Source organism: Paucisalibacillus globulus DSM 18846, assembly GCF_000482485.1.
Lineage (GTDB): Bacteria > Bacillota > Bacilli > Bacillales > Amphibacillaceae > Ornithinibacillus > Ornithinibacillus globulus.
Window position 1 is genome coordinate 169297 of sequence record NZ_KI519437.1, and the last position, 20971, is coordinate 190267.

At 36.7% G+C, this 20971-nt stretch carries 29 protein-coding genes; 15 read left to right on the top strand and 14 right to left on the bottom strand.

All coding sequences use genetic code 11. The features are described from left to right. Nucleotides 1–8: 8 nt before the first annotated feature. From K332_RS23360 to K332_RS0116215, 3 genes are read left to right on the top strand one after another with little or no spacing between them, the layout of a single operon-like run. The gene (locus K332_RS23360) at nucleotides 9–1241 is read left to right on the top strand and encodes a polysaccharide deacetylase family protein (RefSeq protein WP_051359504.1); all 1233 of its coding nucleotides are present in this window, start codon (nucleotides 9–11) and stop codon (nucleotides 1239–1241) included. A 38-nt stretch (nucleotides 1242–1279) separates the two neighbouring features. Further along, the gene (locus tag K332_RS0116210) at nucleotides 1280–2194 is read left to right on the top strand and encodes a M23 family metallopeptidase (RefSeq protein ID WP_051359505.1); all 915 of its coding nucleotides are present in this window, start codon (nucleotides 1280–1282) and stop codon (nucleotides 2192–2194) included. Between the two features lie 21 nt (nucleotides 2195–2215). Further along, entirely contained in the window at nucleotides 2216–2599 is a 384-nt protein-coding gene (locus K332_RS0116215) for a bactofilin family protein (protein ID WP_084288061.1), read from the top strand. 364 nt (nucleotides 2600–2963) lie between these two features. Here K332_RS0116215 and K332_RS0116220 read toward each other — a convergent pair whose 3' ends face one another. The 3 genes from K332_RS0116220 to K332_RS0116230 all read right to left on the bottom strand — a co-directional run bounded on the left by K332_RS0116220 (nucleotide 2964) and on the right by K332_RS0116230 (nucleotide 5407). Then, complete coding sequence (locus tag K332_RS0116220; RefSeq protein ID WP_026908412.1) at nucleotides 2964–3917, bottom strand: cation diffusion facilitator family transporter; 954 nt, start codon at nucleotides 3915–3917, stop codon at nucleotides 2964–2966. An 18-nt stretch (nucleotides 3918–3935) separates the two neighbouring features. Then, entirely contained in the window at nucleotides 3936–4271 is a 336-nt protein-coding gene (locus K332_RS0116225) for an ArsR/SmtB family transcription factor (RefSeq protein WP_026908413.1), read from the bottom strand. A gap of 419 nt (nucleotides 4272–4690) precedes the next feature. Further along, entirely contained in the window at nucleotides 4691–5407 is a 717-nt protein-coding gene (locus K332_RS0116230) for a ferredoxin reductase domain-containing protein (RefSeq protein ID WP_026908414.1), read from the bottom strand. Nucleotides 5408–5793: 386 nt separating this feature from the next. On the opposite strand from K332_RS0116230, the gene K332_RS0116235 reads away from it, so the two are divergent. From K332_RS0116235 to K332_RS0116255, 5 genes are all read left to right on the top strand, one after another. Next, nucleotides 5794–6303 (top strand): YfiT family bacillithiol transferase, encoded by a 510-nt coding sequence (locus K332_RS0116235; protein WP_026908415.1) that lies wholly within the window; start codon nucleotides 5794–5796, stop codon nucleotides 6301–6303. Between the two features lie 120 nt (nucleotides 6304–6423). Further along, entirely contained in the window at nucleotides 6424–7167 is a 744-nt protein-coding gene (map, locus tag K332_RS0116240; protein ID WP_026908416.1) for a type I methionyl aminopeptidase, read from the top strand. A gap of 235 nt (nucleotides 7168–7402) precedes the next feature. Further along, a complete protein-coding gene (locus K332_RS0116245; protein ID WP_026908417.1) occupies nucleotides 7403–8110 on the top strand; it encodes a Pr6Pr family membrane protein in 708 nt (235 codons plus the stop codon). Nucleotides 8111–8200: 90 nt separating this feature from the next. Next, nucleotides 8201–8917 carry a GNAT family N-acetyltransferase gene (locus tag K332_RS0116250; RefSeq protein WP_026908418.1) on the top strand — a complete coding sequence of 239 codons (717 nt, stop codon included), beginning with the start codon at nucleotides 8201–8203 and terminating at the stop codon, nucleotides 8915–8917. 124 nt (nucleotides 8918–9041) lie between these two features. Further along, a complete protein-coding gene (locus K332_RS0116255; RefSeq protein ID WP_026908419.1) occupies nucleotides 9042–9947 on the top strand; it encodes an aminoglycoside phosphotransferase family protein in 906 nt (301 codons plus the stop codon). Between the two features lie 56 nt (nucleotides 9948–10003). Here the strand turns inward: K332_RS0116255 and K332_RS0116260 are convergent, their stop codons facing one another. The 10 genes from K332_RS0116260 to K332_RS0116305 all read right to left on the bottom strand — a co-directional run bounded on the left by K332_RS0116260 (nucleotide 10004) and on the right by K332_RS0116305 (nucleotide 15825). After that, nucleotides 10004–10969 (bottom strand): quinone oxidoreductase family protein, encoded by a 966-nt coding sequence (locus K332_RS0116260; RefSeq protein ID WP_026908420.1) that lies wholly within the window; start codon nucleotides 10967–10969, stop codon nucleotides 10004–10006. Between the two features lie 41 nt (nucleotides 10970–11010). Next, nucleotides 11011–11397, bottom strand: coding sequence for a MerR family transcriptional regulator (locus K332_RS23365; RefSeq protein ID WP_051359506.1), 387 nt, complete (start codon nucleotides 11395–11397; stop codon nucleotides 11011–11013). A gap of 11 nt (nucleotides 11398–11408) precedes the next feature. After that, nucleotides 11409–11726, bottom strand: coding sequence for a hypothetical protein (locus K332_RS0116270; protein ID WP_026908421.1), 318 nt, complete (start codon nucleotides 11724–11726; stop codon nucleotides 11409–11411). Nucleotides 11727–11984: 258 nt separating this feature from the next. Beyond that, on the bottom strand, nucleotides 11985–12368 hold the full coding sequence (locus K332_RS0116275) for a VOC family protein (protein ID WP_026908422.1): 384 nt from the start codon (nucleotides 12366–12368) through the stop codon (nucleotides 11985–11987). Between the two features lie 55 nt (nucleotides 12369–12423). Next, complete coding sequence (locus K332_RS0116280) at nucleotides 12424–12972, bottom strand: DJ-1/PfpI family protein (protein WP_026908423.1); 549 nt, start codon at nucleotides 12970–12972, stop codon at nucleotides 12424–12426. A 113-nt stretch (nucleotides 12973–13085) separates the two neighbouring features. Continuing rightward, nucleotides 13086–13607, bottom strand: coding sequence for a GNAT family N-acetyltransferase (locus K332_RS0116285; protein WP_026908424.1), 522 nt, complete (start codon nucleotides 13605–13607; stop codon nucleotides 13086–13088). 13 nt (nucleotides 13608–13620) lie between these two features. Further along, nucleotides 13621–14178, bottom strand: coding sequence for a GNAT family N-acetyltransferase (locus K332_RS0116290; protein WP_026908425.1), 558 nt, complete (start codon nucleotides 14176–14178; stop codon nucleotides 13621–13623). Nucleotides 14179–14195: 17 nt separating this feature from the next. Then, complete coding sequence (locus tag K332_RS0116295; protein ID WP_036689211.1) at nucleotides 14196–14690, bottom strand: GNAT family N-acetyltransferase; 495 nt, start codon at nucleotides 14688–14690, stop codon at nucleotides 14196–14198. A gap of 56 nt (nucleotides 14691–14746) precedes the next feature. Beyond that, nucleotides 14747–15286 (bottom strand): HAD-IIIA family hydrolase, encoded by a 540-nt coding sequence (locus K332_RS0116300; RefSeq protein ID WP_156914221.1) that lies wholly within the window; start codon nucleotides 15284–15286, stop codon nucleotides 14747–14749. A gap of 236 nt (nucleotides 15287–15522) precedes the next feature. Beyond that, nucleotides 15523–15825: a TIGR04104 family putative zinc finger protein gene (locus tag K332_RS0116305; RefSeq protein ID WP_026908428.1), complete on the bottom strand. Its 303-nt coding sequence runs from the start codon at nucleotides 15823–15825 to the stop codon at nucleotides 15523–15525. A 105-nt stretch (nucleotides 15826–15930) separates the two neighbouring features. Between K332_RS0116305 and K332_RS0116310 the strand changes: the two genes are divergently transcribed. The 5 genes from K332_RS0116310 to K332_RS24600 all read left to right on the top strand — a co-directional run bounded on the left by K332_RS0116310 (nucleotide 15931) and on the right by K332_RS24600 (nucleotide 18530). Then, on the top strand, nucleotides 15931–16488 hold the full coding sequence (locus K332_RS0116310) for a GNAT family N-acetyltransferase (RefSeq protein WP_026908429.1): 558 nt from the start codon (nucleotides 15931–15933) through the stop codon (nucleotides 16486–16488). After that, nucleotides 16485–16868: a nucleoside 2-deoxyribosyltransferase gene (locus K332_RS0116315; protein ID WP_026908430.1), complete on the top strand. Its 384-nt coding sequence runs from the start codon at nucleotides 16485–16487 to the stop codon at nucleotides 16866–16868. The genes K332_RS0116310 and K332_RS0116315 overlap by 4 nt, the downstream gene beginning before the upstream one ends. 205 nt (nucleotides 16869–17073) lie before the next feature. After that, complete coding sequence (locus tag K332_RS0116320; RefSeq protein ID WP_026908431.1) at nucleotides 17074–17667, top strand: histidine phosphatase family protein; 594 nt, start codon at nucleotides 17074–17076, stop codon at nucleotides 17665–17667. A 78-nt stretch (nucleotides 17668–17745) separates the two neighbouring features. Then, nucleotides 17746–18150, top strand: coding sequence for a GNAT family N-acetyltransferase (locus K332_RS0116325; RefSeq protein ID WP_026908432.1), 405 nt, complete (start codon nucleotides 17746–17748; stop codon nucleotides 18148–18150). Between the two features lie 56 nt (nucleotides 18151–18206). Continuing rightward, a complete protein-coding gene (locus K332_RS24600; RefSeq protein WP_245604737.1) occupies nucleotides 18207–18530 on the top strand; it encodes a GNAT family N-acetyltransferase in 324 nt (107 codons plus the stop codon). Nucleotides 18531–18770: 240 nt separating this feature from the next. Here K332_RS24600 and K332_RS0116335 read toward each other — a convergent pair whose 3' ends face one another. Further along, complete coding sequence (locus K332_RS0116335) at nucleotides 18771–18968, bottom strand: DUF6199 family natural product biosynthesis protein (protein ID WP_026908433.1); 198 nt, start codon at nucleotides 18966–18968, stop codon at nucleotides 18771–18773. Nucleotides 18969–19163: 195 nt separating this feature from the next. On the opposite strand from K332_RS0116335, the gene K332_RS22800 reads away from it, so the two are divergent. After that, nucleotides 19164–20150: a phosphotransferase gene (locus K332_RS22800; RefSeq protein ID WP_051359507.1), complete on the top strand. Its 987-nt coding sequence runs from the start codon at nucleotides 19164–19166 to the stop codon at nucleotides 20148–20150. After that, nucleotides 20150–20902 (top strand): class I SAM-dependent DNA methyltransferase, encoded by a 753-nt coding sequence (locus tag K332_RS0116345; protein ID WP_026908434.1) that lies wholly within the window; start codon nucleotides 20150–20152, stop codon nucleotides 20900–20902. Before K332_RS22800 ends, K332_RS0116345 begins: the two co-directional genes overlap by 1 nt. Nucleotides 20903–20971 lie beyond the last annotated feature (69 nt).

Consider the following 20971-nt stretch of genomic DNA (forward strand, 5'->3'; position numbering starts at 1 on the left):
TTTGTCTTATGTACCATCTGAAGATACTACAACTAGTAGGGATTAGAGAATATAAACATAATTATTATTTACAAGTCAATGTGCAGTTTGAAAAGGAAGAGACATTCTACTGGGAAGTTGATCAGCAAACCGCTACAAGTTTACACGAGGTCACAGATTTTACAAAGGGTTACCACTATCGACTGTCACTTCGAACATACCTAGATAAAAGTACCGTCACACGCACAATGCTGGAGCAAAGTAATCAGCTAGAGTTCACCTGTTCAGATGATTACGCGTGTCAATTAGCTAGATTAAAGAGAATAGATTGTTTCGATAAAGTGGATACACTTCCGTTTCTGTCAAAAGAGCTAGCATTTACTCCAATAGAAGAGAACGCACAACAAGCAGAATTGACATCAAGTGAGCCACAAGCACCTGCTAAGGTTAAACGCAAATTCTCTTGGTTGCTTGCTACTGCTTTTGCGATTATTTGTGCAATCATTTTTACATATACTGGTCATTCTATTTTGACAATGGCATTAGCACAACCAGAAAAAGTTGCTGATAAACAGGAAATAACTATAGAAGAAACTCCTCTTAAAGAGAGTATAGAGCCGAAACCTGAAACGACTATACAAGAAGAAACTATTACGATTGACGAAAATCCAGCCATTCCATTTTTTGAGCTTGGGGATGGGACTTCACATAGTGTCCCCGAGGGAAAGGTGGCTCTCACATTTGATGATGGTCCATCTTCCTTTACAAAAGAGATTATTGATATTTTAATAGATAGTGATGCTGGTGGTACTTTCTTTTTAGTCGGTTCTAATGTAGCGAAATACCCTGAAAATACGGAGTACATACATAAAAATGGCTATTCTATTGGTAGCCACTCCATGAACCATATTAATTTTGCAAGTAGTGGAGCAAACACACAGCAAGAAGAGCTACTTCAATCTAGTGAATTAATTGAGGCAATAACTGGTGAAGATGTAACACTGTTCCGACCTCCCTTTGGTCAAATGAACAACACAACAGAGCAATTAACAGCAGATTTGGGGCAGCGCATTATTCTTTGGAACAATGATCCAAGAGATTGGCAATCACGTAATGCGAATAAAATTATTCAACATATTAAATCAACAGAAGTATCTGGGTCTATTATTCTTCTTCATGAGACCAAAGCAACGCTAGAAGCATTACCTAAGATTATTGCGTATCTTAAGGAGCAAAATTTGGAACTTGTTACATTACGCTAACCCTGCCTAGATTAGAGAAGGGAAAGGAGTTCAGATGGTTGAAACGGAAGAAAAAAAGAAGCAATTTGCTCACCTTCACCATTCTATCTAATGATGCTAGCCAAGTTGTAAAACAATTTCATATGAATAAGAGTTTACTATACAGTATTGCCGCTCTTGCCGCTATTCCAGTACTTGCACTGTTTTATTATATTCATGCAAATCACGGTCAACAGGCTGAAATAGAGGAGCTTTCTAGCTACCTTAAAGTGGAAACAGCAAAAAGTGAACAATTACAAGATACAATGGCAGTACTTGAAGAAGAAACTGGTGAAACAAGGGCAAGGCTTGAAGAATTAACCGAACTAGAAGTACAAATGAGAACTTACATCAATGAATTACCGACATTGGTTGAACCAAGTGGCGGAATACATATTGCAGCAGATGGGACAAACACAGAAGTTTCAGCAGAAGGTTTGTCCTTTTTAGCGTCAAATGAACTCATAGAACGCTATAAAGAAACACTAGCAATTGCTGATGAGGTGAGTATAGAACTCCAATACACGCCAACCGCATGGCCAACAAACCCAGATTCGATTACATCCGACTTTGGTGTACGAAATGATCCATTCCAGCGTTCCTCATCCTTCCATAGTGGGGTAGATATTCGCGGATACTACGGGACACCTGTATATGCAACCGCAGATGGAACGGTTACCATGTCAAAATACTATGGTAGCTATGGGAATGCAATTATTATTAAGCACTCTAGTACCTTCCAAACCCTGTATGGGCATCTAATGGAGATTGATGTGGAAGATGGGGACGTCGTGAAAAAAGGCGACATCATTGGCACAGTAGGAAGTACAGGGAGAAGTACTGGCCCACACCTCCATTATGAAGTGATAAAAGATGGCGAACCAGTTGATCCGAAAGCTTACTTTAATTTATATGGTGAATTTGATATCGAATAGTTTACCAGAAAGGGAGAAATGATGAGCAAGAAAAAAGAAGAAAAAATCATCCAGACCATTATTGGCTCTGAGGCAATTATTGAGGGAAAAATAACCTTACCAACTAGCTTACGAGTAGATGGGAAAATCATTGGCGAAATTGAATGCAATGGTGATGTGTACATTGGAAAGGATGCCTATGTAGAACCAAGCATAAAAGCAAAGAACGTAATTATTGCAGGAGTTGTAAAAGGCCAAGTGGAAACAACAGAAAAGATCCAAATTGATTCCAATGGAAAACTAGATGGCAGTGCTACTTCACGTGGAATGATTATTGAAGATGGTGGCGTGTTTAACGGGAATAGCGTGATTTTAGAAGTCGAGGAAAAAGGGAAGAAAAAGAAAGTCGAAAAGGTTGCGAATTAAGCTGAGTAGATTACTTTCCATGGAGAAGTATTGCAAATAGCATAAGAATTAGCGCACCTAGTAACACAGTAAATTGGATTTCTATTTTCGTTAATAGCCCCTGTTTCCTTTAAGAAAAATAAAATAGATAACTTAATAATTACCTCCTAGCTGCATGTTGACATTCGATAAAGTCATCGTACAGATAGGGGGCTGTTTTACTTATTATTTGGTGTGGTGCTGCTCTTCTTGCGCTTCATGAGTGACTACCAGCGCTGGTTCCTTTAATAAGCGATATTGATGTATATCGGAATGAAAAAAAATCCTCTCCATTGTAACCAGAGAGGATTTTTGATTTGGTCTAGTAATACAATTGCAATTCCCATCAGTGATGGTGATGATGGTGGTGTCCAGATGATTCGCCTTTCACTTTACACAGAATAGAATTGTCATGCAGATGTGCAGATGTTTCAAATTGAATCGTCGAATGTTGAATATTTTGGTGCTCAAGATCATGTTCAATTTGTCGGAGCAGTTGTTCAGTTTCAGCAATGGACATTTTATCATCTACAACCGCATGGCAGGAGAGAGCATTTAACCCACTTGCAATCGACCAAACATGCAAGTCGTGAACACCTTGTATGCCTTTTGTTTGTTTTATCGTTTGTATTACATTTTCCATATCCACATTTTGTGGTGTCCCTTCCATCAGGACATGCAGTCCGGATTTTGTTACAAAGAATCCACTACGTAATACCAGTGCGGCAACAATGACACTTGCGAGTGGATCTGCCCAACCCCAACCAAAGAATATGATCAGTAGTGCAGCGATAATAGCACCAATGGAACCAAGCATATCGCTAATCACATGCAAGTATGCTCCACGCATATTTAAGTTCTCTTCCACATCCCCGCCACGCATCATAATCCACGCTACGAGAATGTTGACTAACAAACCAATAGAAGCAATGATCAGCATTCCAGTTGAAGCAACCTCAGGTGGATTTTGAAAACGACCGATTGCCTCATAAAAGATAAACAAAGCAATTAGTATGAGAGTTACTCCATTTAGGACAGCAGCTAAAATTTCAAATCGCTTATATCCATATGTTTTACTATAGTTAGCTGCTTTTTCACCAAGTTTAAAGGCTACTAATGCTATCCCAAGAGATATAGCATCACTCAGCATATGGCCAGCATCTGCCAACAAGGCAAGACTATTTGTAAGTAATCCACCTATAGCCTCGACAATCATATATAACGTAATAATTATAAAGCTAATTAATAGTACCTTTTTATTTGCACCGTGTGTATGGTCATGACCGTGATCGTGTCCCATTCTAGAATCCCCCCTAAATCAATGATGGAAAGCATGCTCAACAGCTTGCTTCAATAAATTCATGACATGTTCGTCATTCTCCGAATAAAACAAAGTTGTACCTGCTCTTCTATATTTGACCAACCTTAGATTCTTTAAGAAACGCAATTGATGGGAGACACTTGATTGACTCAAATTTAACTTCTCTGCTATATCATTAACGGAATGCTCTCCTGTACACAATAGATTTAATATGCGAATTCTAGTCGGGTCGCTTAATGCTTTGAATGTTTGTGAGACGATAAACAACGTCTCTTCGTCTAAATCTTGTACTCCTTCATTAGCGGTTTCTTCCATGTTATGCTCTTTATTCATTCACCCTTACCCCTTTGATTGAATTTATACAGCTTGTATATGAACATATATTCATATTATCATATATAGAATAATATGGATTTAACCAAATGTCAATTAACAAGGGAACGTATTTAATTTACTTTCACATTTTCAATAACCTAACAGTCATCAAAAACTAAGATTACTTTTGCGTTAATTAACAGGACTTAGTTAATTCCAAAGCTAGATTCGATAGTGACTTAATCTTTTTCTTTAGCTTTGAAAAAGTATTTATAGTAAACGTTTATGCAAAGTGAAGTGATCGAAAACCTGGATGAAGGTGACCCTAAAATTGTTATTATTTTAATTTGAAAAAATAACAGAGCCCAAAAAGCTTGAAGTTGAAAACTACCTTAAGCTTTTTGGACTCTGTTTACCGTGAAAATATTATGTGCAGATTAAACTAACAAATCCATTGATATAAACTTAGCTCGTTGCTGTTCATGCTTGTCGAGCATAATCTGTTCTGGCTTAATGCCCTCGCCACGTAGAACTTCAATGTTCTGAGCAAGGAACTCGTCACTGCCTACAACATAGAATAGTCCATCCGAATCTTTAGCAAGGCTCTTCACTTCTTCATAGTAGTCTTTACGGTTATCGACGTATGCTGCGGTAAACTTCTTGTCAGCTGCAGATTTGAAAATATCAGTGAATAAGAATTCCTTGGATGAATCGATGTTCAAAGAATGAATTTGATTAACGTTGTCAGCGCGTTCAAAATAATCAAGAACAAGCGGTCTAAAAGTTGCTAGGCCTACACCTGATGATAGCAAATATACATTCTTGTCTTCTCTTTTAAGTGGTACATTCGAATGCGTTTTAAATATTGCAACATCATCACCAATTTTTAGGTTTCTTAAAATCGACTTAAACTCTGAGCACTGCTCTCTGATGCGTGTCGTGATACCAATTGCAAATTCATTTGGTAAAGTGGAGATAGACATATGACGAATCAGGCTACGATTTGGTTTTTCCCCAGCATTAAACCCCTCCAGGGCAAGGTGGATATGGGAACCTTCTTCCCATGTATAGTCTTCCGGACAATCGAGTAGGTACGTTTTTACCTCAGGTGTTTCATCAATAATCTTATTAATTTTCGTCCAGTATATTTGCATTTATATTCTCCTAACTCAGGTTATATGTTTTGTTACTTTCTAATATACACTAAGTGATAACAATTCTCAATTATGTGGATAGATTTATTCAGATAATTCGCGCGGATTATTTTCATAATATTATGTTAGTATTGATGTAACGGGTCAGAGAGGCGATTAAAAATGAGTAAACCTGTCATTCGTACATATAAGGATTCAAGGATTTAAGACTCATGCAGAAACTCACACAATAGCGAAGATGAACTAATAAACTTTTTAAAGAATAATAATCCGAATGAATAGCAAGTTAATTGCTAAATGTTTACAAGACCCAAGTAAATTAGTTATATTGAACGTTAATACAAATATAAAATAAGAAATAACAATTAGAGAGGATTGAATAAAAAATGGATGTAAAATTCCCAATTGGCAAATTACAAGTTCCCGAGAAGGTAACATCTGAAAATATTCAAGATTGGTTAACTCAGATCGAAACATACACTACCAGGTTAAGAGAAACTGTTGACTCATTAAGTGATGAGGAGTTAAGTAAAACATATCGTGATGGTAGCTGGACAGTTCGAGAGCTAGTACATCATATCGCTGACTCTCAGTTGAATATGTTCCAACGTTTAAAGTTGGCTTTAACAGATGAAAATCCAACAGTGCCCAATTTTGATCAAGATAAGTGGGCTGTTCAACCGGATACAAAACTTCCTGTAGAAAGTTCTACAAAAATGTTAGAAGGTATAAATGAGCGCATTGTCTCTTTGGGGCATAGTCTAACCGAAGAGCAATTAGAGCGATCTTTTGTTCATCAAATAAATGGTAGAATAACAGTTGCGACAAAGCTTGCAAAATTAGCATGGCATGAAGAACATCACCTAGCACATATAAAGATTGCATTATCAAAATAAACACAAAACAGCCATGGGGACAGGTACCTCGGCACGGCCGAGGTACCTGTCCCCATGGTTTTATGCTAGAATTTAACTGGAATAATAATTATGAAAAAATGTAAAAAGCGAGGATTTACGATGATTGCAAAGACAGAAGAGGATTTTCATGGATTAAAGGAAATAGGTAGAATTTGCGGATCGATTCGAGATGAATTAGTCCAATGTACAAAACCTGGAATAACTACGAAGGAACTCGACGAGATTGCTGGGGGACTTTTTGAAAAATCAGGAGCACAATCTGCACCAAAAGGAGAATACGACTTCCCAGGATATACATGCATTAGCGTAAATGAAGAAGTAGCGCACGGGATTCCTGGGGATCGAATCATTCAAGAAGGAGATCTGGTAAATATTGATGTTTCGGGTTCTAAAAATGGATATTTCGCAGATACTGGCATTTCCTTTGTTGTTGGAAAGGGCGAATTCATACTGCAGAAAATATGTGACGTTGCTAAAGAAGCGTTCGACGCAGGTTTGGAGAAGGCCAAAGTCGGTTCAAGAACAAGCGCTCTCGGAAAGGCTGTACACAAAGTTGCAAAACAACATGGTTTAACTGTCATTAAAAATCTTACAGGACACGGTGTTGGGCGTTCAATTCATGAAGCACCAGATCATATTCTCAATTACTTCTCTCGCTGGGACGATGACACCTTAACCGATGGCATGGTTATTGCCTTCGAGCCTTTTATCTCTACATTGGAAGAAGAAGTTTTCCTCTCTGAAGATGATGGATGGTCCTATCTAACTGATGAAAGTTATGTCGCTCAATACGAACATACAATTATTATTACGAAGGAAGGTCCGATTATTACTACTTTGTAAAAACATCCACGGATGTTTTTATGAATTTAATTTTCGTAATATTATGGTAAAACGTGAAGGAGCAATTGCTTATTTTCTAGAATGGCTCAGACAAATTTATAAGTAGTTTCTTATTAAAAATCATCGGCGCAATACTTCAAAAGAGGTGCTGTTACAATATGCGTTGCTCTTTATAAAATTTTTCTTTCATAGACAGTCTATCCATTCTAAATTTCTATAAAAGGAGTATGCCAATATGATGGTAAAAGAAACAAATCTCAAATTAAAGTTAGCATTTCAAATCTTTATCTCATTAATAGCTTTCATCAGCGTTGTATTGCATATCGTTTATTCTCCTGACCCCTTGGTTTCTACTACAAAACTCACAATTCAAGCAAATCTAATTGTTTTCATTACATTTTTACTCAGTACCTTTGCCGTTTCATCAAAAAGGAACGGCATACCTTTTCTGGATTTTTTAAAGAATTGTTCAGTCATTTATATGTGTGTTGTTTTTCTTACCTATCATTTTCTTCTCGCTTCTGGTGGAGAATATGACGGTATTCGAGTTATCACTAACTTTACTCTTCATTACTTCATTCCGATACTCGTTTTTATAAATTGGACATTTTTTGAAGTGAAGAAAAAATATAGTTTAAAATTCATCTTTTATTGGATGTTTTATCCTATACTCTATACTATTGTTTCTTGCCTGAGAGGATTGATTGATGGCTTTTATCCTTACTTTTTCTTAAATCCTAATGGACAAATTCCAGTAGGGGTTGGCAGTTATTCTAAAGTCGCATTATTCATTACCGCCTTCTTATTTGTTTATATAGTTCTCGGTTTTCTATTAATCTACTTAAATAGGATATTTCTATATTTTACGAATAAGCGAGGTACATATTCTAAGCATGATCCAAGTAATACAACTATCCTTGGAATCAAGACCAAAGATATATAAACAAGCGGCCATGGGGACAGGTACCTCGGTCGCGCCGAGGTACCTGTCCCCATGGCCTTGTTGGTGAACAAGATGAATGGAGGTTTTCTTATGGGAGAAAATATGGAGTTAAAAAATGCTATTGATTATTTTACCCGCTGTGAGTTTTACTGTAGTCGTCAGCCTACATCCCAATTATATGAGTATGATTCTATAAAACAGCTTGCTTTTGGTACAACTGTCTTTGGTAGAACAGATGAGTTTTTTGTCTATAATTCTAATCCTGCCTACGTTATGGAAACCATAAATAAACAAGGCATCGAAGAAAACTATTGGCTTACTGTGTTGTCTGATGAGAAACCACATACTTATCTTGCGGAAGGTTATACCATCAGAATGACAGATTATCTTATGAATCTAAATCTGGAGAGTTGGTCTTTTGAAACAGAAAACAAGAACATCAGGCGTGTCAACACCAAGAAAGACGCACAGCGGATCAATGATGTTTATGGTAAAACTGCTATCAATTTAGAAAAATTGGACGATCCAAATCTGCATTTTTATGTTGGAGAGGAAAACGGGCAACCTGCAATTCATGGGAGCTATATCATATTTGATAAAACAGTATGTTTGGATAATATAGTTACGTTAAAAGCTCACAGAAGAAAAGGGTTTGCTAAAGCACTTTGCCGAAAAATGCTATTAGATGCTAAGAAGGAAGGTGCCACTGAAAGTGTCCTTGCCTCTAGCCAGATGGGGCATCCTTTATATTTAAAACTAGGTTACAAAGACGTGTCTAAGATGTGGGTGTTAGAGAGACAATCATAATCATTTCCGGCCATGGGGACAGGTACCTCGGCTGGGCCTGGGCCATATTTCAGGATGGAATAATTACTATACACAATGAAAATTACTAAATTGATATTCGAAATTTAATAACAGGGGTGAAGCTATGAACAAAACTCTAATAAAACAAATCCCTTTAATAAGGAATTGTAAAGAAATTATTGAAATCGAAAAGGGGTTTTCCTCCGATAAAAAATATCTCATACATATGCAAGATGGAAGCAATAAGTTGTTACTACGAATGTTTAATTCCGAAGAGTTGCAATTAAGGAAGACAGAGTACTCCATTATAGAAAGCATGCAGGATTTTCATGTTACTTGTACCCAACCAATTTCAATTGGAGAGATAGAAAATCGGGGATATATGATCACTTCATACATAGAGGGTGTTGATGCTGAGGATGAAATTCAAAATTACTCAGATCAAGAGCAATTCCAAATAGGTATGGAGGCTGGGAAAGAATTAAGGAAAATGCATCAACTTGCTGCTCCTAGCCATGTACCTTCATGGTATTCCAGGAAAGTTGTAAAGCATCAAAAATATATAGACGCATACTTAGCATGTGAGGTTAAGGTTAAAGATGACCATAAAATAATGAATTTTATCGATGAAAATATGAAACTCATGAAACATCGCCCTAATCTTTTTCAACATGATGATTTTCACCTTGGAAATATCATTGTGAATAATAAAAGATTTGCTGGAGTAATAGACTTTAATAGGTATGATTGGGGAGACCCGATTCATGAATTTTTAAAGATAGGAATTTTTAGCCGCGGAGTAAGCATCCCATTTTCAATCGGCCAAATTAGGGGATATTTTAATAATAAAGAACCTGATGAAGAATTTTGGAGGTTGTATTCCCTTTACCTGGCTATGTGTGTTTTCTCCACTGTCGTTTGGACTCTAAAAACCGTTCCAAACAACATGAATGAAATGTTAGACAAAGTTTACATGTATCTAGAGGATCATGATTATTTCAGTAGAATAAAACCTAAGTGGTATCAATAAAACCATGGGGACAGGTACCTCGGCCGGGCCGAGGTACCTGTCCCCATGGCCTTGTTTTAAACCTTTATCAATACTTTCCCTTCATAATCACGGCTTTCGATTAATCTATGTGCATTTGCCGCTTCATTTAAAGGAAAGACTTTAGCAATTGGAATAGAAATCTTGTTGGTAGCAAATAAATCCAAGACCTTCTTAGCAACCGTGCCTAGTCGTTCTGGATTATGTTTACGAGTAGTCCCTAAACTAAACCCTTTTATATTCCTACAACTACTATGTACATCGCTTGTCTTAAAAGAACCAGCTTTTCCACTACTATTACCAAATTGTACAAGGGTACCAAATAAGGCTAAACACTCTAAACTTTTGGTGGTAACATCCCCAGCTACAGAGTCGAAAATGATAGTAGCCCCTTTATTATTCGTTTGCTTTAACGTTACTTCTGCAAATTCATCGTAAGTACAAACAATATCTGCCCCTAACTTTCTTACATAATCCTCTTTATTCTGCTTTCCAACCGTACCTATAACTTTCTGAACACCAGCTAATTTTGCCAATTGTACTAACATAGAACCTACACCACCTGCAGCACTATGTATAACAATGGTATCTGTCTTTTGTACTTGGCCAATCTCGTGTAAGAGTATATAAGATAAAATGGATACAGTAGGCATTGTTGCAGCCGTTTTAAATGAAAGGTTATCTGGAATCTTAAAAATTAGTTTTTCATTCGCGACAACATATTCCGCATAGGACCCGTTCTTAGGAAAAGCTATCACCCGATCCCCTTTGGAAAAACTTGAACACGGTGAAACTTCTTCTATCACTCCTGCAACATCTAACCCAAGTATCAAAGGAAAATCTCCCTTTCCTTTATTTCCTACTCGCGTCTTTATATCAGCATAATTAACACTTGTATATGCTGTCTTTATTAATACCTCTTTTTCAACTATTTTAGGTATCTCTATATCGGAATAGGTAAGTACACTCGGATCGCCAAATTCCTTTTGGATTATCGCCTTCATTTACTATCTCCTTTCAAACCTCATTGAAGATACAATCACGATTATTTATTTTTCTCTAGCAAATAATCTACTTTTTGATTTGCATTGACTAACACTTGCTTCATCTCTTTAATTCTCTCTTCCTTTTGAAGCATTTCGGCATACTTCTCCTGGAAAAGTGCTTTAATTTGTCGGAGGTTTTTTACCTCTGCTTCTGATAATTCGCTATGATGATCGGCATCTCTAGACCAATCGAACAGGGCTTTGATTTCCATTAATGTAAATCCGGTATCCTTTAATTTGATAATCGTGTCCATTCTCTCAACATCCCCACTCGAATAGTCCCGCTGCTTATTATGGATAGCTGGAAGAATGAGATTTATCTTTTCGTAATATCGAATCGTATCTTTACTTAGACCTGTTTGCTCGGCAAATTCACTTATTCTCATAATCCCACCTACTAAACTATGAAATGATATACGAAGAAAATGAGTACTATATGAAAAATAAATCTCATGATATGATGGCTAAATCGGATTTTTCCGTTTGTTATCAATCCTTCTAATACAGCCAAACTTTGTATGATAATAAAAATAACAATTAGTATGTCTAACATGATTATTTTATTCGGATACCATAATATCCCAAGCATGCAAATAGAAACAATAATGAATAAAAACGTTCTTACCTGAAATCCATTTCCCTTCCACTGTGCAATTCCCGCTACTCCTGTTAACACAGCATACAATCCGACTAAACAATACGTTATACATGACATTCCCGTCACTCCCATCTTCTATTAGGCTCATTTTAAAAGATGGAGTTAACTCCATGTCAATCACATTTTTATTAAAATTGCTAGAACTTCTAATACACACCCAATCACCAAAGACAAGCTACCAATTTTTATCCTATTCATTTAAAATCCTGCTTCCTACTTCAAGCTGCTTTGTTTTCTTTCAAAAACGGATAAATGCTAGAATGATAAACACTTTTCACAAAATTATTATGTAATAAGCATGGAAAAAAATTTTAATTAGATTCTATTATTTATTTCTATCAATGTACCATTCGGATCGCGGAAATGAGCTACTCGAATTCCCCAATCCTCCCTGTTGTGAGGTTGAGTTATAAAGTCTACCTTTGGATTTAGCGATTGGTAAGCATCATCTACATCATCCACGCTAAAAATGATTGCAACTTCATTTAACAGGTGGGAATCATAACTATCCTGAGGCTCATTTATATCCTCTAGCATTTGCTTTTTATCAAAGACGGATAGATAGGTATTCCCTGTATCAAACTGAGCATAATTAGAATCTTCATCCCCCCATGTACATGGAAAGGAGAGGATATCTTTATAGAATTGATAGCATTCTTTATAGTTGTTTACTAGAATCCTTGTATGTGTGAGTTTCATTTTAATCTCCCTTTTTTAGTGAAGCATCATTGTAATATACCTTTGGAGTGTTTGGTTAGTTCCTTTTGCCATACCAAGCTGCTTCAAATTCCAAATTCAAGGCCTTACCAAATGTAACGCCCCACTCAATAAACGCAGAACCCCATGCCGTAATTAGGTTTCCATCTTCAACCACTAACTCCCCCACAAAGTTTTCTTCTTCAAAGTAAGGAGATGCTTTCCTATCTTCCTCGTACATTCCAACCGTATATTTTTTCCCCTTTAGTACCCCTGCCTTTGCTAATAAAAATGGTGAACTTGAAATACTTGCTATTACGAAACCTTCTTGTGAAGAAATATCTTTTATAAATCGGATGTAATCATCAGATTTTGCGACCTCTTGAATATCCGTACACCCTGTTAAAAGTAAACTATCGTATTCCTCATAGTTAACCTCATTCCATGCTAATTCAGGTAAGCTAACTAGTCCCGCTTCCCCCCTAACTGAATCTTTTGTTAAACTTATAAAAGTTATTGGTTTTCCTCCTTGCATTAAAATTGATAATGCAGTTGTAAGTTCATATTCACTGAACTCTGGATATAGTAGTATTGCTGTTTTTTTCATAAAAATTCCTCATCCTTCCTTGCGCTATATAGGAATATAGTGCCTTTTCTCTCTTTTAGAAAAACTTACATTCGCTCATCCTTTTATACACGATAATCCTTTTCCAATCCATCCTATAACTTGTTCAAAACCTCTCCAAGATCATCCCACTCATAGACTAGAAGATTAAGTTCCTTCCCTGACATCACTATCTTTTCCGTCTTTAATAACTCTGCACCGTAGTATTCATAAAAATAACGTGTTTTATTATCCTCCAATACTTCTACAAACACTCTCTTATAGCCAAGCTCCAAACATGTATGCAGAATCTGTTTCAGTAATTCCTTACCGATTCCTTTTCCTTGGTATTCTTTCAATAAATAAATGGAAGTTAAGTCACCTGAATGCTCCACTTCATTCTCTTCCCTTTTCCCACAATCACCAAAGCCAACAATCTCACCCTGATTATTTTCTGCTACATACACATAGTTACCTGCACGAGTAATATTACGCTTCCATAACTCTGTCCGCTTATCATAAGAAAGATTATTTAAAGCCTGTTCTGGGATAATATTTTTGTAAGTCGTACGCCAACTATCTACATGAACCTTTGCAATTCCTGATGCATCTGTGATAACTGCTTTTCTTACTTTCATAATGACCTCCTAATTACACCGTATTCTGCTTATACCAACTCAGAAATTCATTCTTCTCTATAACATTTAGGATGCAATCCGTCTTCACTTGTACTTCAAGCTTTCGATGCTCTTCCGGGAATTCACTCCCAACATCTAATCTCATGTATGGCAACTTTTCTTGTGCCTTTTGTGAACGTACATTGGAAACTTTTGCCCCGGCAAATACATAATCTACGTTTAAGACAGAAAATGCTGTATGTAAGATTTCTGCCTTTGCTAATTCGTTATATCCCTGTCCCCAAAACCGATGACCAATCCAGGTACCAATATGACATGTGCTCTTTACCTTATCAATGTCTTTCAAGGTTATAACACCTATTAATTGGTCCTGCTCATCTAAGATACACCTAGAATATTGCTTTCCCACTTCCTCCTGTTCACCAATGAACTCGATGAATTTTTTGGTACCCTCAAGGGATGTTTGTTCATCGGTCAAACCTAATGCTTCCTTCACATGAGGAGATGAAGTTAGGGATGACATTGCTTCAGCAAATTTCGTAACATGTGGTACCAATTTTACGCTTTTCATCCTAATCCCCCATTAATTTATTGGTTAAATGCTACTTGAGCAATTTGCCTCTCTCCATTTTTTTCAAAAACTTTATACATCTGCATTCCCATATTCTTAGCTACTTTTTGTGAAGGGACATTTTTAAATGTGGTATAAGAAAAAACCTTAGAATAACCCAATTTATCAAATGCGTACTGTTTGCATGCTATGGCGGCCTCTGTCGCATATCCTTTATTCCAATAATCCTTTATCATATGAAAACCGATCTCTGGTACCTTTTCCCCGTCAATTTCTTGCATGGTGATGCCACAATCCCCAATGAACTTTTCCCCATTCTTTAAAATAACCGCCCACAATCCATGTTGGTACTTTTGGTAACTCTCCATATTCCATCTAATCCACTGTTTTACCTTTTCCTGGTTGAATGGTTCCGGATAGTATTGCATGGATTCTGGATCAGAAAGAACTTTTGATAGTTCTGTAACATCATCCAGAGTCAGTTCCCTTAGGTACAATCTTTCTGTTTCCATAACCTTCAAGATACTCACCTTCTTTTTAAAATCTATTAGTGGAACCCTGTAAAATCTTATATAGTAGCTAATATCCAGTTAGCTGCCTCTTGAAATTCGGGAGCAACATAGTCAGGAGAAACCGCTCCCCATATACCGTAATACGCACTATTTTTATAGTTAGTAAATGCTTCTTCACCAGCCCCAGTTCTCACTAACACTTTCCTACAACCCGCTTCATGTGCAGCTATCATATCCGTCCATCTATCTCCAATCACGACACATTCTTGTAAATCCAAGTCATTTTCCATAGCTGCTTGTACTAACTTTCCTGTTGATGGCTTTCTACATTTGCACCCCTCATTTTGTTGATGTGCACAAAGGTACACCTTATCAAAGCCAAATTCCTTTAGTTCTAGTTCATAGTCTTCCTTTGCTGCTTTTCCCTTTGAAATACCTGGTTGATTGGTAAAGGAAAAAATAAACCATCCTGACTTTTTCAATTTATCTATTGAATCCCTTACATGAGGAAATAGTTTAAATTCACCAGGATATTCAACTTGATCACTACCTCCAATGGTTCCATCTCTATCGATAAATATTGCTCTTTGCAAAATACTTCCCTCATTTCCTTTTCAGGGCTTGTCCTATATTGGAAAACTTGCATTCACTCGTCCTTTAGGAGAAAATTTTTTATGCTTTTTTAACTATCAAAAAGAGGATGAACTTCCGGATGTTCATCCTTACGATGTAAAAAGAGATTACTTTTGTACTGTCCACGAATCCTCCACACCTAAATCCATTTTCAAACTATTACAATTCTCTTAACACTCCTTAATTTTTATACAGACTACTACCAAAGAGGCTCCTCCTTATTTGATAAATCTGTAAAAAGTGGAAAAACACCCACTGCTATAAGAGGAACAATTATTAACAAGAATAGTGTCATAATAGGCGTGATGTGGAACATTAAGGAAAGAAGAATGATAAATGGACTAGAAAGGAAATTAAAGCTCGCCGTTATTTTTCTAGACTTTGTTGTTAGATACTGTTTTTCATTACAATACGGACAACTCATCTTATTCCCACTAAAAAACATTTTCTTTAATGTCTGTTTCCAGTTCCACGCTTCACCACAACTTTGACAAGTTGGCATAGGATCACCTTCTTACTTCATTTAGAATGTTTTAGTTGTTTTAATTATAACAAAATTTAAACACTATGGTATGATGGAATACAAAAAGATGGGAGAGGATCTGATTTGTTTACATTTGAAATCGATGATGAAATAACGTTAAAACTATTGAATGAAACAGATGCTGATGAGTTGTTTCAGCTTATCGATCACTCCCGAGAGCATTTACGAGAATGGCTAGCATGGATTGATGGGACAAAAACAATTCATGACTCTAAGCAATTTATTAAAACGTGTATAAAACTATACGAAGACAGACAAGGACTGACATTAGGAATCTACTTTCACGACAAACTAGCTGGACTTCTCGGTTTCAACTCCATTGATTGGACAAATCGAATCGGGATAATAGGCTACTGGCTTGGTAGTAACTTTCAAGGCGAAGGGATTATGACAAGGGCTGTCACTAGCCTAATTGACTATGGTTTTCACCAATTAGGCCTAAACCGCATTGAAATTCGTGCTGCTTTTGAAAATATAAAAAGTAGGGCTATTCCTGAGAGGTTAGGATTCTTACAAGAAGGACAGATTCGGCAAGGAGAATGGCTATATGATCACTATGTCGACCTAGTTCTTTATGGAGTGTTAGCATCCGAGTGGGATTTTGAAAGGAGCTTATCATGAAGTTCTACATTGCCTCGGGATTAGATAATAAGGAAAAGGTACAATTAGTTCGCGATAAGCTACTTGAGTCCGGGCACACCCACACGTACGATTGGACAAAAAATAATCGTGCTTCCACCGAGGAAGAACTTCGGAAAATTGGAACAGATGAGCGAAATGCTGTATTAGAGAGTGATGTGGTTATCGTTCTACTACCTGGCGGAAAGGGAACACATACCGAGCTAGGAATGGCCATTGGATTAGAAAAGGAGATTTATCTGTTTTCTAGTGATAAGTTGGACCCAACCACTGCGACTACTTTTTATTATGTAGATGGTATCAATCATTATGATGGGGATATTGACAGTTTCGTAAGTTATTTAATAGAGTTAGATAGATAAATTTCTTTTAAAGGAGTTCAACATATGAAGTGGTGGAAATTGTTTTTACTATGCTCCCTCACTATTTTTATAGTCAAATTAACAATTGAAATCATAAGTAAATTTTCTTAATACCTATTTTCTTATCACCTATAAGCGATAAATTATTAATAAATAGCAACAATCTATACGAAAAGAGACAATAGATTAGATAGGAGAGACTTAGATGACAACCATTTATCTCGTACGCCATGGGCAAACGGATTGGAATGTGGAAAGAAGAGCACAGGGGCAGACTGATATCCCTTTAAATGCTACAGGCATTCAGCAAGCTGAAGTTTGTGGTGCAGCTCTTAATCCAAACGACTATGATGTTGTTATAACTAGTCAGTTACAACGTGCTCATAAGACAGCTGAAATTATTAATAACTTCCTTGAACTTCCATTTAAAGTGATGGAAGATTTTGCGGAAAGGTTTTTTGGAGATGCGGAAGGCCTAACATTAGACGAGCGTGACAAGCTGTATCCGGATCGTAATTATCCCAACCAGGAAGCATTAGAAGATTTTTCCAATAGGATTATGGCTGGGCTGGAACATATTCACCAGAACTATTTAGGGAAAAGGGTTCTATTAGTTTCACATGGTGCAGTAATCTACCGCATGCTGTCCATTATTTCTGAAGATCAGGTTGACATTGGAGTTGGCGGTAGAAGAATCGAAAACACGAGTATTTCAACGATTGTTCGTGATAAGAAATTCTGGGTAATTCAGGACTATAATCGTGTAAATCATTTGAAGATAGTCCAGGAAAAGGCCTAAGGAGGCTGCTAGATGTTACTATATTTTTGATACCATCAACTACCTAGAATCATATAAAAAGATAAGGAGTTGATTGTTATGTTATATAAAAATTCCCTAGATGGGGTTACAGAAGAAATGTTGGAAGGTTTCTTTGTGGACTGGCCAAATCCACCAAGTCCAGCTACTCACCGTAAACTACTAAAAAATAGCAGCTATATTGTACTTGCATTAGATGAGGATGAAAATCGTGTGGTCGGATTTATCACTGCCGTTAGTGATAAGGTCCTTTCTGCCTATGTTCCGCTTCTCGAAGTGTTGCCAGATTATAAGAATCAAGGAATCGGAAAGGAATTGGTTAATAGAATGCTTAAGCAACTGGAGCATCTATACATGATTGACCTTTGCTGTGATGAAGATTTGGTTCCTTATTATGAGAACTTCGGTATGATGAAGGGGACTGGAATGTTATTTAGGAATTATGATAGACAAGCAGGAAATTAGAATTTGAACTGCATCTCTAGTTGAGGTGCAGTTTTTTCAGGAGGAGGGTGCTGTCTGTGGAGATTAAATCAGTTATTTTCAGACCAATAACTATGGACGACTTTGATGAAGTTTTAGATTGGAGTAAAGATCATGCCTTTTGTTTGGCGAATGATTGGGAGCTTAATAGGGATTCTGGGGAGTTATATAATTGGTGGCTAAAATGCGTTAAAAACCAAGCAACCGACTTTATTCGAATGGGGTTGGAGTGGAATAATAGATTGATTGGTTATGCTGACTTAGCTCACATACGTGGAAATACGGCTGAATTGGGAATTGCGATTGGTGATAGTACGTTATGGAGAAAGGGAATAGGTACTCTTGCACCGATCAATGGATAAAATATGCTTCGAAGGTATTTAACATTTCTATCTTTCATGCTGAAACTCACGAAACAAATTGTGGTTCAAAGAAGATGCTAGAAAAATTAGGATTTCAAGAGATAAGTCAGAATGGCTCCGAAGTTGATAAAGGTTTGGAGACCAAACTAATACAGTATCAATTTATATTACAATCTTGAATGAGACGCCCAAAGTTTGTGCATTCCTTCACTCCTTCCACCATTCTATAAAAATAGGCTTTTAAAGTATACTACCAATCATCCCGGAAAATCCGCCCAATACAAACATAACTCCACCAAATCGTGTAGAGTTGATATAGAAATCAGATGGCTCCGTTCCATCATTTGACTTCCAACTTTCTGTAATTACCCAAAATAATGTAGGTTTTAGAATCATAAATAATCCAAAACCCACTAAAAACATCCCAACCACTAACATGTAATCCCTCCTAAGATAGTTAAGAACGGAATTTTCCAAAATACATGAATTATTTTAACACAAAGCAACCCTTATACCATGAAAGTACTTAGGAGTACAGGTAATTACTTTCATTTTACAGAACATACATTCTTGTTATTTAAATGGAATTAAGTTATTCTTATTATAAATGCAATTCTGAAAAGTGGTGGTTACGTGAAAACTACTATGAAGGAAAATATCTTTGAGGATATTTTCAGTGAAGCTTCTTACCGGTTTGGCTTTGAACTATTGATTATGGAACCAATTAAGCGAGGCTGGCTAAATTTAAAATGGAAAATCGAAACGAATATGGGTACTTTCCTTATTAAACAATACAATAAGGAGCGATTAAAAAAGTACTCCATCCATGAACTCAAGTCCGTGTTTGAACAACAAAACCGATTACATCGTCTTGGCTTTCCATGTCCTAGGATTCTTACGGATCATGAAGATAGTTTCTTTCAATCTCCTGGTGGGGAATACTTTACTATCATGGAATATTGCTCAGGGGAAAACATGGAACCAGGCAAGGTATCTGAAGAGCAAATGTATCAGCTTGGTATCCATATTGGTAAATTACATTCTATATTAAATGATGGTTCTATACCCTATAAGGAAAAGCCTGTATTTATTCCACCTAGAAAAGAAGAACGTGTAGCCTATTGGAAAAATGTACATAAGGGGATTTTTAGTACTGGTAAATTAGATCTTCTACCAATTATCGAGAAGCAACTTGAACTAATGGATTACGTTGACATCAATAAGTTGCGGGTAGATAGAGTAGGCTGGGCACATCGTGATGTATGGGTAGATAATATTTTATTTCATGGTACTCAACTTTCAGCAGTTCTCGATTTTGACCGAATGAAGGTTGACCACCTAACATTAGATGTTGGACGGGCAATAATTTCTGGCGCATTGGACGACAATGGGTTAAACGTTCAGAAGGTGATGGCGTTTTTAGATGGATACAGTTTATTCCAGGAAACTGGAAGTAGATTTTTAAAAGACTCTTTCTTCCTACTATGGTATTTAGAAAGTGAATGGTGGTTAGATTCCATGATGGATGAACGAAAGGGACCACCGAAGAGATTTGTTCAGGAAATGATTTGGCTTTCGGAGCATCTATTAGAGTTAGAGGATATGTTAGGAGGAAAATAATGAGTACAAATACAAACTTAGAAGAATACGAAAATCCTATTCTCTATGATTTTGAAAACGATGGATATACAGAAGATGTTGCTTTTCTATTAAAGTGTGCAAAGAAAGAGAAAGGTGTAATTATCGATCTTGCATGTGGAACTGGTAGGGCAACAATTCCATTAGCAGAAAAGGGGCTCAACTTGATTGGGGTTGATATCCATGCTGGCATGTTAGAGCAAGCTAAAAAGAAATCTAGTAATCTTGCAATACATTGGGTGGAACAAGATTGCACAAAGTTAACGTTAAATAGTAACAGTAAATTGATGTATATGGTAGGGAATTCCTTTCAACATTTCCTAACCAACCAGGAACAGGATCAATTATTAACATCTATTTATAATCATTTAGATGCAGATGGAATTTTCATATTTAACACGAGGTTCCCTAGTAAAGAGGAACTTTTGCAACCAGCGGAAGAGGAATTTTGGAAGAGTTACACCGATCCTTCCTCAGGACAACATGTAGATGTTTATACAATTAGTGAATATGACTCACTTAAACAAGTTCAGCATTATACTACGATTCGTCGTGCGCAAAATGAAACGGAAAGCAGTACTGGAATTAGTTTACGATATGTATTTCCCCAAGAAATACAACGGCTGGCTGAAGCTAATGGATTTCGGATTCTAAATATGTTTAGTGATTGGAAAGAAGCACCAATCACTGGTGAAAGCATGGAAATGATTTGTGTTTTTCAGAAAGTAATCTAAGGTTTCTGCATTTCCCGGGAAATATCGACAAGATAAATTAGTTTATGTCGAATAGACCAGATAGGAGCG

What these genes read in the sequence shown, in the direction of transcription:
- K332_RS23360 (WP_051359504.1), top strand. Translation starts at nt 9, where the DNA reads ATGTACCATCTGAAGATACTACAACTAGTAGGGATTAGAGAATATAAA.
- K332_RS0116215 (WP_084288061.1), top strand. Translation starts at nt 2,216, where the DNA reads ATGAGCAAGAAAAAAGAAGAAAAAATCATCCAGACCATTATTGGCTCT.
- K332_RS0116220 (WP_026908412.1), bottom strand. Translation starts at nt 3,917, where the DNA reads ATGGGACACGATCACGGTCATGACCATACACACGGTGCAAATAAAAAG.
- K332_RS0116225 (WP_026908413.1), bottom strand. Translation starts at nt 4,271, where the DNA reads ATGAATAAAGAGCATAACATGGAAGAAACCGCTAATGAAGGAGTACAA.
- K332_RS0116230 (WP_026908414.1), bottom strand. Translation starts at nt 5,407, where the DNA reads ATGCAAATATACTGGACGAAAATTAATAAGATTATTGATGAAACACCT.
- K332_RS0116235 (WP_026908415.1), top strand. Translation starts at nt 5,794, where the DNA reads ATGGATGTAAAATTCCCAATTGGCAAATTACAAGTTCCCGAGAAGGTA.
- map (WP_026908416.1), top strand. Translation starts at nt 6,424, where the DNA reads ATGATTGCAAAGACAGAAGAGGATTTTCATGGATTAAAGGAAATAGGT.
- K332_RS0116245 (WP_026908417.1), top strand. Translation starts at nt 7,403, where the DNA reads ATGATGGTAAAAGAAACAAATCTCAAATTAAAGTTAGCATTTCAAATC.
- K332_RS0116250 (WP_026908418.1), top strand. Translation starts at nt 8,201, where the DNA reads ATGGGAGAAAATATGGAGTTAAAAAATGCTATTGATTATTTTACCCGC.
- K332_RS0116255 (WP_026908419.1), top strand. Translation starts at nt 9,042, where the DNA reads ATGAACAAAACTCTAATAAAACAAATCCCTTTAATAAGGAATTGTAAA.
- K332_RS0116260 (WP_026908420.1), bottom strand. Translation starts at nt 10,969, where the DNA reads ATGAAGGCGATAATCCAAAAGGAATTTGGCGATCCGAGTGTACTTACC.
- K332_RS23365 (WP_051359506.1), bottom strand. Translation starts at nt 11,397, where the DNA reads ATGAGAATAAGTGAATTTGCCGAGCAAACAGGTCTAAGTAAAGATACG.
- K332_RS0116270 (WP_026908421.1), bottom strand. Translation starts at nt 11,726, where the DNA reads ATGTCATGTATAACGTATTGTTTAGTCGGATTGTATGCTGTGTTAACA.
- K332_RS0116275 (WP_026908422.1), bottom strand. Translation starts at nt 12,368, where the DNA reads ATGAAACTCACACATACAAGGATTCTAGTAAACAACTATAAAGAATGC.
- K332_RS0116280 (WP_026908423.1), bottom strand. Translation starts at nt 12,972, where the DNA reads ATGAAAAAAACAGCAATACTACTATATCCAGAGTTCAGTGAATATGAA.
- K332_RS0116285 (WP_026908424.1), bottom strand. Translation starts at nt 13,607, where the DNA reads ATGAAAGTAAGAAAAGCAGTTATCACAGATGCATCAGGAATTGCAAAG.
- K332_RS0116290 (WP_026908425.1), bottom strand. Translation starts at nt 14,178, where the DNA reads ATGAAAAGCGTAAAATTGGTACCACATGTTACGAAATTTGCTGAAGCA.
- K332_RS0116295 (WP_036689211.1), bottom strand. Translation starts at nt 14,690, where the DNA reads ATGGAAACAGAAAGATTGTACCTAAGGGAACTGACTCTGGATGATGTT.
- K332_RS0116305 (WP_026908428.1), bottom strand. Translation starts at nt 15,825, where the DNA reads ATGCCAACTTGTCAAAGTTGTGGTGAAGCGTGGAACTGGAAACAGACA.
- K332_RS0116315 (WP_026908430.1), top strand. Translation starts at nt 16,485, where the DNA reads ATGAAGTTCTACATTGCCTCGGGATTAGATAATAAGGAAAAGGTACAA.
- K332_RS0116320 (WP_026908431.1), top strand. Translation starts at nt 17,074, where the DNA reads ATGACAACCATTTATCTCGTACGCCATGGGCAAACGGATTGGAATGTG.
- K332_RS0116325 (WP_026908432.1), top strand. Translation starts at nt 17,746, where the DNA reads ATGTTATATAAAAATTCCCTAGATGGGGTTACAGAAGAAATGTTGGAA.
- K332_RS0116335 (WP_026908433.1), bottom strand. Translation starts at nt 18,968, where the DNA reads ATGTTAGTGGTTGGGATGTTTTTAGTGGGTTTTGGATTATTTATGATT.
- K332_RS0116345 (WP_026908434.1), top strand. Translation starts at nt 20,150, where the DNA reads ATGAGTACAAATACAAACTTAGAAGAATACGAAAATCCTATTCTCTAT.